Here is a 13685-nt window from a genome sequence, read left to right on the forward strand (position 1 = left end):
CGCGCGGCCTCCTATTCGCCGAATTGACCCATTTCCCAGTTCCTAGTAAATCCTGGCACATTTATATAGATCTATGGCAAAGTGAGATGAGTGATGACGACGTTGCTTGCCGCCGCCGTGATCATTCTGATCGCCTCGACGGTGCATGCCGTAACTGGATTCGGATACGCCCTCGTCGCCACTCCACTGCTCGCTCTCGCGGTCGACCCGCACACCGCCGTGGTCGCCACCACGCTGTCCGCTCTGGCCATGACCGTCACCATCGCCGTGCGCCAGCGCCAGCACGCCGAGTGGAAGGTCGCCATGATCGCCATGGTCGGGATCGTGCTCGGCATGCCGCTCGGCCTGTGGGTGTACGGCATCGCCTCGGAGCAGGTGCTGACCGTGCTCATCGCGATCGGGGTGCTGGTCTGCACGCTGATGGTGTGGCGGCAGGTGAAGGTGCCGGGCAGCGTCCCCGTCCTGGTCGGCGTCGGCGTGCTGTCGGGCGCGCTGTCGACCTCCACCGGCACCAACGGCCCGCCGATGGTCGCCGCCTTCCAGGGCATGGGCTACGACCCCGCCACCTTCCGCGCCACGCTGTCGGCGGTGTTCGCGGGCACCAGCGTGCTCAGCCTCGTCGGCTTCGCCGTGGCGGGCAAGGTCAACGCCGAGTCGTTGTGGATCGGGCTGGTGGGCGTGCCCGTGGTGCAGGTCGGCTACTTCCTGGGTGATGCGATCTTCAGCCGCATCGACCCCGACAAGTTCCGCAAGGTGCTGCTGGCCGCGCTGATCGTGAGCGCGGTCGTCACCTTCGGCGCCGCGCTCAGCCGCTGACCTTCACCGCCGCTGCCTCCTCTCCATCCGCGCGGGATCCGGCCAGCGCACGTCGAAGGCCCAGCCGGACCGTTCGAAGAACCGGATCAGCAACGCGCTCGGGTCGAGTTGCCCCCGCAGGACGCCGTGGCGGGCACACGTCGGCTCCGCGTGGTGCCAGTTGTGCCAGCCCTCCCCGAGGGTCAGCAGCGCGACCCACCGCAGATTGCTCGACCTGTCGCGGGTGCGGAAGGGGCGGTCGCCGAACGTGTGCGCGAGCGAGTTCACCGACCAGGTCACGTGGTGCACCACGGCGTACCTGACGAAGCCGCCCCAGAACAGGGCGGTCCAGGCGCCCTCCCATGACATCGACCAGAGCCCGCCCGCCGCCGCGGGCAGGACGAAGGACAGCACGGCCACGGCGGGATAGGCCGCGTCGAAGCGCCGCACGTCGGGATCGGCCAGCAGGTCGGGCACCCAGTGCGCGCGGCTGGAGCGCCTGCGCGCGGTGTAGAACCAGCCCACGTGGGCGTGGAGCATCCCGCGCAGCAACGCCATGCCGCTGTCGCCGTAGCGCCAGGGAGAGTGGGGATCCCCCGGCTCGTCGGCGTACTTGTGATGGCGGCGGTGCTCGGCCGCCCAGAGCGTGACGGGCCCTTCCACCGCGAGCCCACCGGCGATCATCAGCGCGATGCGCAGCGGCCTGCGGCATCGGAAGGCGCGGTGGGTGAAGTGCCGGTGGTAGCCGACCGCGATCCCGAAGATGCAGATCACGTACAGCACAGCCATGATCACCAGATCGCGCACCCCGATTCCCCAGCCCCAGACGGCGGGTACGGCGGCGATCAGCGCCGCCACCGGAAGGATCAGGAGAATCAGCAGGTAGACGGTTCGGCGTCCGGCGGTCACCGGCACGGTCTCCTCGGAAGGGCTCACCAGATCGATTCAACGACCACGGCCCAGGAGACGTAAGTTTCCGGATGGTGATCGCACTGTCACTCTTCGGAGTCATTACTGCACCGATCTTCCCGGAGATCCTTACCAGGAGTCAGGTACAGGTCGGATCGATCAGGGGGCGTCGTGCAGGGTGGCTTCCTCCAGCAATACGAGGCGGCGCTGGGTGAGAATCCAGCGGCCGCCGTCGTTCAGGCGCACGGATGGATGCGTACGCGGTGGCGAGCCTTCTTCGCCGAACTGCGCGAACACCGTCCCGTCTTCGTCACCCCCGCCTTCACGGTGGTCACCACGTTCGCCGACGTGCGCGAGGTGCTCTCCCTGGAGCGGGTCTTCAGCGTCCGCGCGTTCGGCCCCCGCCTGGAGGCGGCGCTGGGCGGGCCCTTCATGCTGAGCAGGGACGCGACCCCGGTGAACTGGCGGGAGAAGGGCCTGATGCAGGCCATGCTCAGGCCCGAGGACGCCGAGGCGGTGCGTGAGCTGGCAGGGCGGGCAGCCGACGAAGCCCTCGACGCGGCGGCGCAGCGCGGCCGGATCGAAGCGGTGCACGAGCTCTTCAGGCACGTGGCCCTGCGGGTGTGCGCCGGCTATTTCGGCATCCCCGGCCCCACTCCCGCGCGGCTGGGCGCCTGGACCAGGGCGATCATCGTGGACGGCTTCGCCAACTACCTGGGTGACCCCGACCTGCGGGCAGCGGGCGAACAGGCGGGCGCCGACCTGCTCGACTACCTGCGGGGCGTGCTGAAGGAGCGGCGTGCCGCCATCGCGGCGGCCGAGGGCCCGCCGCCGCAGGACATCGTGGCCCGGCTGATCCGCACCCGCCTGCCGGACGAACTCGGCGTGGACGACGACCGCCTGATCGTCAACCTGGCGGGGCTGCCGCTCGGCTGGGTGGAGAGCGGTCCCGGCGCCATGGCCGAGGCGGTGGAACAACTTCTGCTCCGTCCGGGGGTGCTGGCGGAGGCCGTGGAGGCGGCCAAGGAGCCCGACCCGAGCCGATTCGACCCCTACGTCTGGGAGGCCCTGCGCTTCAGCCCGTTCTTCAAGCTGCTCCCGCGCGTGTGCGAGCAGGACCACGTCCTGGCCGCGGGCACGCCGAGGCAGACCCGCATTCCGGCCGGAACCTTCGTGCTGGCGGCGCCGTGCTCGGCGATGTTCGACGCCGGCGCGGTGGAGAGTCCGGAGGAGTTCCGCGTCGCAAGGCCGCACCACGAGCGCCTGTTCTTCGGGATGGGACACCACGCGTGCCTTGGCGCCGACCCGGCGGCGGCCGTCGTCTGCGAGGTCGTGCGCCGCCTGCTGAGACGCGGGGTCGCGTCGCTGCCGTCGCCGGAGGGCGACCCCGTACGGCTCGCCCACACCTTCCCCGACAGCTACCAGCTCGCTCTCCGGACGGAGGCCCGATGACGAGCAAAGCCCGGACCATCGCCACCGACGGCGCCGCGAACCGCCTGAGGTTCCTTGCTCTCACCCACGGCAAGCCCCTGTGGGAGGCCATCCAGCACGTGGAGCCGGTACGGCGGCGCCTCAACGCCGCGCTCATCGACAAGGCGATCCGCGAGATGCCACCGCGTCCGGAACCGCTGAGCACCATGGCGCCCTACACCTCGTGGGACTCCCTGACCGACAGGACCTACGCGGGACGGCACCTGCCGCCCAGTGTCCCCTCGCCCGGCCTGCCGGCGCCGGAGCGCGCCGCGGCGCTGTTCGCGCGCGGCGAGAGCATGATCCCGTGCCCCCGCTCCACCGTGCTGTTCGCCTACTTCGCCCAGTGGTTCACCGACGGCTTCCTGCGGGGAGACTCCTCGACCCCGCGTGACCCGCGCAGAAGCACCTCCAACCACCACATCGACCTCAACAACCTGTACGGCCTGGACGGAGCGGCCACGGCGGCGCTGCGAGCCTTCGAGGGCGGCCTGCTCAAGAGCCAGCAGATCGACGGCGCGGAGTTCCCGCCGTATCTGTGCGAGGACGGCAGGATCCGGCCCGAGTTCTCGCCGCTCTCCGTGATCAGATTCGAGGCGCTGACGCAGGAGCAGCGTGCCACGCTCTTCGCGCTCGGCAGCGACCGAGGCAACGGCCAGATCGGCTTCACCATGCTCACGGTGCTGTTCCTGCGTGAGCACAACAGGATCGCCCGCCTGATGGCGGACAGACACCCCCGCTGGGACGACGAGCGGCTGTTCCAGACGACGCGCAACGTCCTCATCGTCCTGCTCATCAAGCTGGTCGTCGAGGAGTACATCAACCACATCACGCCCTACCACTTCCGCTTCTCCCTGACCCCCGGCCTGACGACCGCGCTGTCGGGCGTGCCCTGGCAGCGGGAGAACTGGGCGTCGGTGGAGTTCAACCTGGTCTACCGCTGGCACAGCCTCATCCCCTCCACGCTGGCGGTCGGCGGCTCTGACGTGCCGCTGGTTCGCACGTTGTTCGCCGGACCGCTCCTGGTGAAGGCGGGACTCGGCACGGCCTTCGAGGAGGCGTCTTCGCAGCGGGCCGGCCGGATCGGCCTGTTCAACACCGACCCGGTCCTGCTCCCGGTGGATCTGTCCAGCATCGCCGACTCGCGTGTGCTGGGGCTGGCCTCGTACAACAGCTACCGGAAGCACTGCAGCTTCCCGCCCGTGCGCCGGTTCGAGCAGATCTCCGGAGATCCGCGGGTACGGCAGGCACTGGGCGAGCTCTACCGGAGCGTGGACGACGTGGACCTCTACGTGGGCCTGTTCGCCGAGGAGCCCGGCTCGCCCGAGGCCATCCTGCCACCGCTCCTCACCAAGATCATCGCGATCGACGCCTTCTCCCAGGCACTGACCAATCCCCTGCTCGCGCCCCGCGTGTTCACTGCGCAGACCTTCTCGCCACTCGGCATGGAGATCATCGAGACGACGCGGTCGCTGTCGGACGTCCTGAACCGCAACATTCCGGAGGAGCAGGGCTCCCGCTTCGTCAGCATGACCCGCAAGGACAGGTTGTGAACGACGGCCACGCCCACCCCGACGGGGCGGCGGACGCCGAGCCGCTCAGGGCGGCGGCACGCGTGTTCGTCGAGGTCGCCACGGCCGTCCAGGAGGCCTCCGCGCACGCCACCGCCGCGCTCACCGACAGCCGGACGCTCCGCGCCTCGGTACGCGCGCCGCTGCCCTGGTACCAGGCCGAGAGAGCTCTGGCGCACGCCCTGACCAACGGGCGCGGCCTCGGCTACGCCCTGACCGGCGGACGCCTGGGAGGGCTCGCGGCACGCCTCGGCGGCCTGCTCGGGCAGGAGAGCCTGGCGGTCCTGCTGCTGGCCACGTCGCTGCGGCTGCGCATCGCCGCCGTGGCGCTGCACCACCCCGAGCTCCACGCGGACGCCCACCTGCGACGGCTGATCACGGCGGTCTCCGAGGACCGCGACCTGGCCGCGCTCCGCGCCATGCGAACCCTGCTGAAGGACCGCGGCGCGGTGCGTGCCCTGAGCGACCTGGCACCGGTGTTCGGCGAGGTGCTCGCGCTGAAGGCGCTGCTGGACGAGAACCCGCTGAACGACCGCACCGCCTGGCTGATCGCCACGGGAACCCGCTACGCCGACGCCGACCCGGTTCTCGGGATCAGCAACGGCTTCGTCGCCGCCCTCGACCGGGGCCAGGGAGCCGCCCGGCGCACGGAACCGGCCCCCGGCGAAGCCGTCAGGCTTCGTGACCGGGGCTCCCTCCTCGACTTCCTGGCCAACATCGGCACGCTCGGACCCACGGGCCGGGTGCTGATCCAGTCGGTCACCGGGCCCGACGGGGTCGAGCGCCACGTCGTCCAGGCTCCCGGCATGCGCATGGGCAGGCCCGACACCGACTCGCCCCAGGACCTGCTAGGCGCCTTCAGCAGTTCCGTGCTCGCCAGCAGTCCCTTCAGCAGGGCTCTGGTCAAGGCGGTCGACGACTACGGCATCCCGCAGGGCGGCGAGCTGGCCCTCGTGGGACACAGCGCGGGCGGGTCGGCGATCATGAACCTGGTCCAGGACCCCGGCTTCTGCGCCAGGTACACCGTCACCCACGCCGTCGCGGTCGGTTCGCCCGTCGACTTCAAGCGGCCGGCCGACCCGCGGACCTGGGTCGCCAGCGTCACCAACCAGCACGACATCATCCCGACGCTCGACGGCCAGGGCGCGGGCACCTGCTTCGACCTGCATCCCGACTGGTACGTCGTCGACTACTTCGACCCCACCCACCTGTTTCCCGCCTGCCACTCGATCGAGCACTACTGCGCCAACCTGACACGCGACCTGCCCGAGGCCCGCGAGCACATCGACGACCGGCTGTCCCCCTACCGGGGGCAGGTCACCCGCAGCCGGATCTACCGGCTCTACGACGACCCGCCCCGGCCCGACGGCTACCCCTTCCTGAGCGTGCCGACGCGTCGCGAGGAGGGCCTGGAGATGCCGATCAGGTGCCGCGCGGGAAGCGCGCTGTCGGCCTTCTTCACCGCCGACCCCCGGGCCGCCGCCGCGCTTGTCGACGAGCACGGACTGGGGCGCTGCGTGCGTCTGGGCGGGCGCGCCCTGGTCGTCGTGCACGTGGGCGCCAACCACGACACCAGCGCCGGGCCGTACCGGGAGGTCATGCTCGGAGTGGTCGTGCACGACCCGTGGGGCGCGCGCCCGCTGCGGGTCTGGCCCGACCTGGCACGGTCGGCGCAGTTCCGGCGTGCGGGCGTCTGCCTGCTGGCATCGGCGGTCGACAACCGCGACCTGGCCGGCCGCGCGGGCTCCCTGTGGGGGTACCGGCCCACGTTCACGGACGTGAGCGTCGCCGTCGCAGGCGGCGGGGTGGACCTGCGGGTCGAACCGGCGCTCACGCTGCGAGGACGACTCGGCCCGGCCCTCGGCGTCGTCTCAGGAGACCTGGTCGGCTTCGCCCGTGACGGCCGTGCGGCCTACCGGTCGGTGATCAGGAGCGCGCGGCGCGCACGCGTCCATCCGGCGCCGACGGTACGGCTGAGCGTCGGAACGCCCGCGGACCCGCTCACCCGCCTGGCCGGGGAGCTCGGCCTGGACGGCAGGCGCGCCCTGTTCTGCACCTCCGTCCCGGTTCACCAGACCCTGCGCGACGCGGGCGTCCCCATCCAGACCACCTGACCACGGGGGAGTCGATGACCGCTTCCGCCGCGGAGCACGCCGCGACGCTGGAGAACGACGCCAGGATCGTGAAGGAGTGCGGGGCACGGCTGGCGGGGGTCCTCGCCGGCATGGGCGACGACGCCCCCACCTGGCTGAGGGAGCTCGTCGACGCGCACAGGGCCGCGTGCGAGGTCGCTTCCGGCGACCTCGCCGCGGCCGCCAGGCGACTGCGGCGCCTGGCCGAGGGCTGACCTCTCCCGTCAGCGCATCGCCGCCTCGCGCGGCTCGGCCAGGTCCACGTGGTGGTGACGCTCCAGCTTGGCGCCCTCGACGTCGACGTCGGGCAGGATGCGGTCCAGCCAGCGCGGCAGCCACCAGGCCTTGTCCCCGGCCAGGTGCATGACCGCCGGGATGATCAGCATGCGGACCACGAAGGCGTCGACCAGCACGCCGAAGGCCAGCGCGAACCCGACGGGCCTGATCATCGTCATGTGGGAGAACATGAACCCGCCGAACACCGAGATCATGATGATCGCCGCGGCGGTGACCACCGCGCGCCCGGCGCGCACACCCTCGGCCACCGCCAGCCTGGCCGGTGAGCCGTGGGCGTAGGCCTCGCGCATGCCCGAGGTGAGGAAGAGCTGGTAGTCCATGGCCAGCCCGAACAGGATGCCCACCATCAGGGTCGGCAGGAAGTTCAGGATCGGGCCCGGGTCGCTGACGCCGAACACGTCGCCGAGCCAGCCCCACTGGTAGATGGCGGTGACGCCGCCCAGCGCCGCGAACAACGACAGGACGAATCCGGCCGTGGCGATGAGGGGCACCAGGATCGAGCGGAACACGACGATCAGGATGAGCAGCGACAGGCCGATGACCAGGGCGAGATAGGTCGGCAGGGCGTCGGACAGCTTCTCCGAGATGTCGATGTTGGCGCTGGCGCTGCCGGCGACCGACAACGTGGCGTCATGCCCGTCGAGGCCGAGCGTACGGCCGCGCAGGTCGTGGACCAGGTCCTCGGTCGACTCCGAGGTCGGGCCGCCGGTCGGGACGACCTGGAAGACCAGGACGGTGCCCTCGTCGTTGGCGCCGATGGGGGCGACGGCCGTCACGTTCTCCACGCCCATGAGCTGCTTGCCGAGCTCGGCCTGGGCGGGCACGAGATCGTCGCCGCTCACGCCCTTGGCCAGGTCGGCGACGACCACCAGCGGCCCGTTGGCGCCCTCGCCGAACTCCTTGGCGGTGGTGGTGTAGGCCCGGTACTGCGTGGAGTCGGCCGCCTCGGTGGCGCCGGTCGGCAGGCCCAGGCGCATCGACATGGCGGGAAGCGCGATGACGGCCAGGACACCGATGCCGGCCACGATGCGCACGACGGCGCTGCCGGCCGACATCGTCTTGACGGGCTTGCCGGAGGTCGCCGCGTGGGCGCCCGACGGGGTGCCGCGCCGGGGGAGCACCCGGCGGCCGAGCAGGCCGAGCAGCGCCGGGGTCATGGTCACGGCGACCAGCACCGCGACGGCGATGGCGACGGCGCCGATGGTGCCCATGAGGGCGAGGAACGGGATGCCCGTGACGTTCAGCGCCAGCAGGGCGATGAGCACGGTGCTGCCGGCGAAGACGACGGCGTTGCCGCTGGTGCCGTTGGCCAGGCCGATCGACTCCACGACCGGCATGCCGGCCTTCAGCTGCCTGCGGTGGCGGTGCAGGATGAACAGGGAGTAGTCGATGCCGACGGCCAGGCCGAGCATGGCGCCCAGGATCGGCGTCACCGACGTCATCTCGACGGTCCCCGACAGCGCCATGGCGCCCGCGACGGCCACGCCGACGCCGAGCAGCGCGTTGAGGATCGGCAGCCCGGCGGCGACGAGGGTGCCGGTCATGATGACCAGCACGAGCGCCGCGACGGCCAGGCCCACGGCCTCGCCGACGCCGCCGAGCTGCATCTCGCCCTGCATGATCTCGGCGGAGTAGTCCGCGGTGACGCCGCCGGGAAGGGCTGCGTCGATGGTCTTGGTGACGGCTTCCTTCGTCTCCGGGGTGATCTCCTGCTGCGGCTTGTCGAACACGACGGTCGCGATCGCGGTCGAGCCGCTGGAGGAGACGGTGCGCAGCTCCTCGGAGGCGGACAGCAGATCACGGCCCTGGAGCAGTTGCTGCTCCGACTCCTTCAGCGTGGTGTCCTGCTTGTCGAGCTCCTCCTGCTGCGCGTCGAGGCCGGCGACGGTGGCCTCCAGCTGCGGGGTGGAGCCGGCCTGCTCGATGGCCGCCTCGGCCTGCGAGCGGGCCTCGTCGAGCTGCTCCTGGCCCTTCTCCAGCTGCTCACGGCCCGCGTCGACCTTGGCCAGCCCGTCCTCGACCTTCTTGGCCTGCTCCGCACGCATGCCGGCGGTGACGAACGGGTCGGCGACCTGGTCGACGCCTTCCAGCCCGTCGACCTCGCGCAGCGTGTCGCTGATGGCCTCGCGCTGGGCGTCGGTCAGCGGGGAGCCGTCCTTGGCGTGGAAGACGACCGTTCCCGTGCCGCCGCTGGCCACCGGGAGCTCGGCCTTCAGCCGGTCGGTCACCTGGGCCGTCGGCGTGCCCGGGATGGTCATGGTGGAGCTCATCGTCCCGCCGAAGGCCAGGAACGCTCCAACGGCCAGAGCCAGGGCGAGGATCCAGGCGATGATCACCCACCAGGCCCGGCGGGCGGAGAACCGGCCCAACCGGTAGAGCAGCTCAGCCATCGTCGACCTTCCGAAGTGCGGGCAAATAACCGGATAACGGGTATCCGATTCTGGAGTCTAATGCGAAGCGGATGATGCTCATCCGCTTCGGTCTGTGATGTTGATCCCACCTATCCGCTTGGAGGTACGCTCGACGCGTGATGCCACGACCCGACACCGCCAAGCCCGGTGCGCTGCGCCGCGACGCCGAGCGCAACCGGGAACGCGTGGTGCGCGCGGCGCGCGAGCTGTTCGCCGAACGCGGCCTGTCCGCCGGCTTCAACGAGGTCGCCCACCGCGCCGGCGTCGGAGTCGGCACCGTCTACCGGCGCTTCGCCGACAAGGACGAGCTCATCCGCGCGGCCCTGGAAGAACCGCTGCACGAGCTGATCGAGGTCGCCCAGCGCGCCGTCGAGGCCTCACGCGCCTGGGACGGACTGGAACTGCTCCTCGACAGCATCACCCAGCTGCTGGTCGACAACCTCGGCCTGCGCGACGTGGCGCTCGGCGGGGGAGCCTGGGACCTCGGCGTCGACGAGGTCGAACGTGTCGCCGAGGTCATGGCCGCACTGCTCGAACGCGCCGCCGTGGAGGGCGACCTTCGCGAGGGCGTCCAGGGTGACGACGTGGTGATGGTGCTGTGGCTGGTGACCGACCTCGCCCAGCACTCCGGCCAGGTACGCCCCGGCCTGCACCGCCGCTACCTGCAGGTGCTCCTCGACGGCCTCCGATCGGGCCCGGGCCGCGCGCCGCTGGTGGAGGGCTTCACCGAGGAACAGGCCCAGTCCATCTGCCGCCGCTGGGCGGGAGCTCCCTGATCCGGCGCTCGAGGCCGGTGCGGTGGGCCAGGCCGACCGCGAGCGCGGCCCAGGCGAAGGTCACCGCCAGGCCCGCCCAGGGTGGTTGCGGGTAGTAGCCCGCGAGCAGCGACGCGTCCACCTCCACGTGGGCGAACGTGGGCACGCTCTGCGTGATCGCGAATCCGGCCGCCGGGGTGAAGAGCAGCAGCCAGGGCGCCACCCCCGCGCCGGCCAGCAGGTACGGCACGACGACGAGGGCGGCCGCCAGCCCGATCGCCGCAGGCCGCCACCTGACCAGCGCGGCCAGGCCGTACGCCAGCACGGCGGCGGCGGCGGTGAGCGCCGCGAAGCCGACGATCACCCGCAGCTCGGTGGCCCACGTGAGCGGCTGGACCCGGTTCTCGTTGGCCCGCAACAGCGCGAGCCCGGCCGGGACGGCGATTCCCGAGGCGAGCAGCCCTGCGGCGAAGGCCGCCGTGCCGACGACCGCGGCGCCGGCGACCAGGGATCGGTGCCTGCCGAAGGCTCTCGCGCCGACGACGAGCACCAGGACCATCCCCACGGCCCCGCCGATCAGCGTGAGGTCGGCCCGCAGGCCGCCCTCCATCACCGCGGGCCCGATGTCGCCCACGCCGGTCACGACGAGCGTGTCACCGGACTCGACGACCCCGCCCGGGTGATGTGGCGTCGTGCCGTCCGCCTCCATGGCGACGCCGACGTCGTCGTGCTGCCACGACCCGTTCGCGCCCTGCGGCGCGACCTGGTCGAAGGTTGCCGTGACCTGCGAGAACGCTCTGGCCATGTCCCACCGGGCGCCGGGCGAGGCGGCGAACAGCCCGATCTCCACCGTCGGCGGCAGCCCGGCGAGCTCGGCCGTGCCGACCTTCGTCCACGCCCGGCCGTCGTCGGACTCGTAGCCCGTGACCGTGTCGCCCGCCCTGGTCAGCCGAAGCCACTGGGCGCCGTTGTGGGGGCCGCCCGCCACGTCGTGGATGTAGTTGTGCTGCATCCGCACGCCATGGTCGCCGGTGAGCATGACGGCCGCGTACGGCGTGCCCTGCTTGAGACTCTGCCTGACCAGGAGCCCGGCCTTCGCCCACGGCACCACCCCTTCCACGACGTTCCGCACCCCGGCCACGGGATGCGGCATCCTGATCAGGCCGGTCATGCCGGAGACGCGGGCGACGACGCTGCCGTCGCCGGTGAGCGGCCGGTGCACGTAGAAGTAGCGGTCGATGACGGCGGTGCCGTCGGGGCCGACGAGAGGCGCGGGGCAGGCGCCCTCGCCTTCCCCGGTGACGCAGGTGCTGCGCGCGCCGCCGGTCACCAGCAGGCCGAGCACGACGGTGACCAGCACGGAGGCGGCCAGGGTGAGCGCCCAGCCACGCACGCGGCGCAACCCGGCCCATTCCGCCCGGTAGAGGGTGAGGAAAGTCATGCCGACGGTTGTACGCGGGCCCCGGTCGCGGCCCGGTCGCGGACGCCGCGACCTGGCTGCGACCGGCGATCTGGCATCGTTGCCCCATGGCACCCCGACCCGGCGGCGAACGATGAGGGTCCTCGTCGTCGAGGACTTCGAGGTTCTCGCCCGTTCCCTGGGCACCGGGCTGCGCCGCGAGGGCATGGCCGTAGACGTGGTCCTGGACGGCACCGCGGCCCTCGAACGGCTGGCCGCCACCAGGTACGACGTGGTGGTGCTCGACCGTGACCTGCCCGGCGTGCACGGCGACGAGATCTGCCGCCGTCTCGCTCACGGGCGCAGTGAAACGCGCGTGCTGATGCTCACCGCCTCGGGCACCCTGCAGGACCGGGTCCACGGGCTGGGCCTGGGCGCCGACGACTACCTGCCCAAGCCGTTCGCCTTCGCCGAGCTGGTCGCCCGGGTGCGCGCCCTGGGCAGGCGGGCCGCGCCGCCGCTGCCGCCCGTGCTGGTCTGCGGTGACATCACCCTCGATCCCGCTCGCCGGACAGCCGTCCGGGCGGGGCGGCGGCTGGAGCTGAGCCCGAGGGAGTTCGCCCTGCTGGAGTGCCTGCTTGCCGTACCCGGTCTGGTCATCTCGGCGGAGGAACTGCTCGAACGGGCCTGGGACGAGGCGGCCGACCCGTTCAGCAGCGCCGTCAAGCACACGATGCACCGGTTGCGTGCCAAGCTCGGCGATCCTCCGGTGATCGAGACCGTGCGCGAGGCCGGCTATCGCATCGGCCCGGCATGACGCCCCGCCGGTCGTTGCGTGCGCGGCTGGCGCTGGCCTACGCGGCGGGCATCTACGCGGCCGGGGTGCTGGTGGTCGTGCTGGTCGACGTGCCGCTGGTCAGCATCGACGCGACCGCTCCCGACGGGAGCCCCGCGCCCGGCTCCGAGGCGGGCATCGCCCTGCCGCAGCTGCTCCTCGGGTCGGCCGTGGCGCTGCTGGTGCTGATCCCTGTCGCGCTGGCGCTGGGGTGGTACGTCGCCGGGCGTTTCCTGCGCCCGCTGCGCGCCATCACCGCCACCGCCCAGGTGATCTCCGCAGGTGACCTGCACCGGCGCCTCGACCTGGGCGAGCCGGCCGACGAGCTGACCGAGCTGGGCCGCACGCTCGACGACCTGTTCGCCCGCCTGCAGGCCTCCTTCGACGCGCAGCGGCACTTCGTCGCCAACGCCTCCCACGAACTGCGTACCCCGCTGGCCGGGATGCGCACGCTGCTGGAGGTCACCCTGGCCGACCCCGACGCCGACGCCGCCACCCTGCGCGCGGCGTGCGAGGAGGCGTTGTCGCTGGGCGAGCACCAGGAGCGGCTCGTGCAGTCCCTGCTCACGCTGGCGACCAGCGAGCGCGGCGTCGCCCGCTGGGAGAGTGTCGATCTCGCCCTGGTCGCCGGGGAGGTGCTAGCCTCCGGGCGCGCCGCGGGCCGCGACCTCACCGCCGACCTGGAGCCCGCGCTGACGGCCGGCGATCCGCGCCTGGTCGAGAGCCTGATCGCCAACCTCGTCGACAACGCCGTGCGCCACAACCACGACGGCGGGCACGTCCGGGTCCTCACACGGACCAGCGGCACGCGGGCGGTGCTGACGGTCGTCAACAGCGGACCGCTGATCGCCGGCGACCAAATCCAGCGGCTGTTCCAGCCGTTCCAGAAACTCGCCCCAGGACCGCACGGCTCCGGGCTCGGCCTGGCGATCGTTCACGCGGTCGCCCAGGCCCACCACGCCGGCCTCAGTGCCTGCCCCCGCCCGGAGGGCGGCCTGTCGATCACGGTGACGTTCACCGCTTCTGGCTGAGCCGTCGCCGGGCGCGGCGGCAATGCTACGTGCAACGTACCTACAACGTTTTGGGGCCGCCGGTTGTGATCGGTCCCCGT

The 13685-nt window shown here is 71.8% G+C and carries 11 protein-coding genes; 8 read left to right on the top strand and 3 right to left on the bottom strand.

The features are described from left to right. Nucleotides 1–93 precede the first annotated feature (93 nt). Nucleotides 94–816, top strand: a complete 723-nt coding sequence (locus HNR30_RS45670; protein ID WP_181616503.1) for a sulfite exporter TauE/SafE family protein — start codon at nt 94–96, stop codon at nt 814–816. Between the two features lie 3 nt (nt 817–819). On the opposite strand, the gene HNR30_RS45675 is transcribed toward HNR30_RS45670, so the two are convergent. Then, a complete protein-coding gene (locus HNR30_RS45675) occupies nt 820–1731 on the bottom strand; it encodes an acyl-CoA desaturase (protein WP_312895073.1) in 912 nt (303 codons plus the stop codon). A gap of 225 nt (nt 1732–1956) precedes the next feature. Between HNR30_RS45675 and HNR30_RS45680 the strand changes: the two genes are divergently transcribed. Genes HNR30_RS45680 through HNR30_RS45695 form a run of 4 tightly spaced genes read left to right on the top strand, consistent with a single transcriptional unit; the run spans nt 1957 to nt 7092 of the window. After that, complete coding sequence (locus tag HNR30_RS45680; RefSeq protein WP_181616504.1) at nt 1957–3156, top strand: cytochrome P450; 1200 nt, start codon at nt 1957–1959, stop codon at nt 3154–3156. Continuing rightward, nucleotides 3153–4727 (top strand): peroxidase family protein, encoded by a 1575-nt coding sequence (locus HNR30_RS45685; protein WP_181616505.1) that lies wholly within the window; start codon nt 3153–3155, stop codon nt 4725–4727. Before HNR30_RS45680 ends, HNR30_RS45685 begins: the two co-directional genes overlap by 4 nt. Then, nucleotides 4724–6859 carry a hypothetical protein gene (locus HNR30_RS45690; protein ID WP_181616506.1) on the top strand — a complete coding sequence of 712 codons (2136 nt, stop codon included), beginning with the start codon at nt 4724–4726 and terminating at the stop codon, nt 6857–6859. Before HNR30_RS45685 ends, HNR30_RS45690 begins: the two co-directional genes overlap by 4 nt. Nucleotides 6860–6873: 14 nt before the next feature. Continuing rightward, nucleotides 6874–7092, top strand: a complete 219-nt coding sequence (locus HNR30_RS45695; protein ID WP_181616507.1) for a hypothetical protein — start codon at nt 6874–6876, stop codon at nt 7090–7092. 9 nt (nt 7093–7101) lie between these two features. On the opposite strand, the gene HNR30_RS45700 is transcribed toward HNR30_RS45695, so the two are convergent. Continuing rightward, the gene (locus HNR30_RS45700; RefSeq protein WP_181616508.1) at nt 7102–9564 is read right to left on the bottom strand and encodes an MMPL family transporter; all 2463 of its coding nucleotides are present in this window, start codon (nt 9562–9564) and stop codon (nt 7102–7104) included. A gap of 140 nt (nt 9565–9704) precedes the next feature. On the opposite strand from HNR30_RS45700, the gene HNR30_RS45705 reads away from it, so the two are divergent. Beyond that, the gene (locus tag HNR30_RS45705) at nt 9705–10361 is read left to right on the top strand and encodes a TetR/AcrR family transcriptional regulator (RefSeq protein ID WP_246380387.1); all 657 of its coding nucleotides are present in this window, start codon (nt 9705–9707) and stop codon (nt 10359–10361) included. Here the strand turns inward: HNR30_RS45705 and HNR30_RS45710 are convergent. Beyond that, nucleotides 10309–11781, bottom strand: a complete 1473-nt coding sequence (locus tag HNR30_RS45710) for a DUF1349 domain-containing protein (RefSeq protein WP_181616510.1) — start codon at nt 11779–11781, stop codon at nt 10309–10311. The two genes, HNR30_RS45705 and HNR30_RS45710, sit on opposite strands and share 53 nt — an antisense overlap. Before the next feature lie 112 nt (nt 11782–11893). On the opposite strand from HNR30_RS45710, the gene HNR30_RS45715 reads away from it, so the two are divergent. Then, nucleotides 11894–12556 (top strand): response regulator transcription factor, encoded by a 663-nt coding sequence (locus HNR30_RS45715; protein ID WP_181616511.1) that lies wholly within the window; start codon nt 11894–11896, stop codon nt 12554–12556. Next, the gene (locus tag HNR30_RS45720; RefSeq protein WP_181616512.1) at nt 12553–13605 is read left to right on the top strand and encodes a sensor histidine kinase; all 1053 of its coding nucleotides are present in this window, start codon (nt 12553–12555) and stop codon (nt 13603–13605) included. The genes HNR30_RS45715 and HNR30_RS45720 overlap by 4 nt, the downstream gene beginning before the upstream one ends. The last annotated feature ends 80 nt before the right edge of the window (nt 13606–13685 follow it).

Origin of the sequence: Nonomuraea soli (assembly GCF_013761175.1) — a bacterium.
Lineage (GTDB): Bacteria > Actinomycetota > Actinomycetes > Streptosporangiales > Streptosporangiaceae > Nonomuraea > Nonomuraea soli.